Raw genomic sequence first — 1,182 nt, 5'->3', positions numbered from 1 at the left:
CTGACCTGCTACCCGAGATTAGTACGGCGATAATGTAGAGTCTGCCCTTGGGAGGCAGGCATGAAAAAGCGATTCACCGATGAACAAATGATCGGCGTCTTGAAAGAAGCCGAAGCGGGAATGAAGGTAGCCGAGCTGTGCCGCAAGTACGGCATCAGCGATGCGACGTACTACAACTGGAAGGCCAAGTTCGGCGGCATGACAGTGTCGGAGGCGCAACGACTGAAGACGCTGGAAGCCGAGAACAACAAGCTCAAGCGACTGCTGGCAGAGGCCATGCTGGATAACGCGGCCTTGAAGGATGTTGTGGGCCGAAAGTGGTAAGCCCGCAAGCCAGGCGTGCAGCAGTGTCGCACCTGATGACTGCCCACCAGTTGGGCGTCACACGCGCTTGTGGGCTGATCGGCATTTCTCGCTCGCTTTACCGTTATGAAGCCAAGCGCCCTGATGACTCGGCATTGAAGCAACGGCTATCGGAACTGGCGGAGCAGAAACGACGCTATGGCTACCGGCGGCTACATGTCTTGCTGTGCCGCGAGGGATGGGAAATCAACCGCAAGCGTACGTATCGCATCTATCACGAAGCGGGCTTGATGGTGCGCCGGCGCAAACGCAAGCGGATCGCTGGCGTCGAGCGCCAGGTAAAAGCGCCAGCAATCGGACCGAACCAAAGCTGGTCGATGGACTTTGTTTCGGATGGCCTGGTGGATGGTCGGCGGCTACGGTGTTTGAACATCGTCGATGACTTCACCAAGGAGTGTCTGGCAATCGAGGTCGACACCTCGTTACCGGGGCGTCGCGTGGTCAGCGTGCTGGAGCGGTTGGCAGAACTGCGTGGATTACCGCAATCAGTAACGGTAGACAATGGACCAGAATTCGCCGGGAAGGCGCTCGATGAATGGGCCTATGGTCGGGGATTGCAACTGAGCTTCATTCAGCCCGGCAAACCGCAGCAGAATGGGTACATCGAAAGCTTCAACGGCAAGTTCCGGGATGAATGCCTGAACGAGCACTGGTTCATCTCGATACGTCATGCGCGGCAAGTGATCGAGGAGTGGCGTCAGGAATACAATGGCGAACGTCCGCATAGTTCGCTCGGCTACCTGACGCCGAATAGATTTGCAGAGAGTTTTTTAACCGCAGACTCTATGTCGATTTCGGACTAAATTGGGTAGCAGGTCA

Annotated in this window: 1 protein-coding gene; it reads left to right on the top strand. The window is 56.5% G+C overall.

The features are described from left to right. Window positions 1-60 precede the first annotated feature (60 nt). Window positions 61-1,166 (top strand): IS3 family transposase gene (locus ACYVIA_RS22245; RefSeq protein WP_460844487.1). Its coding sequence is split into 2 segments (ribosomal slippage): window positions 61-319 and window positions 319-1,166, totalling 1,107 coding nucleotides; the frame shifts between segments, so codons are not numbered across the junction. Window positions 1,167-1,182: the final 16 nt, after the last annotated feature.

It is taken from the genome of Noviherbaspirillum agri (assembly GCF_054780595.1).
This window is presented reverse-complemented; position numbering and strand designations above follow the sequence as displayed.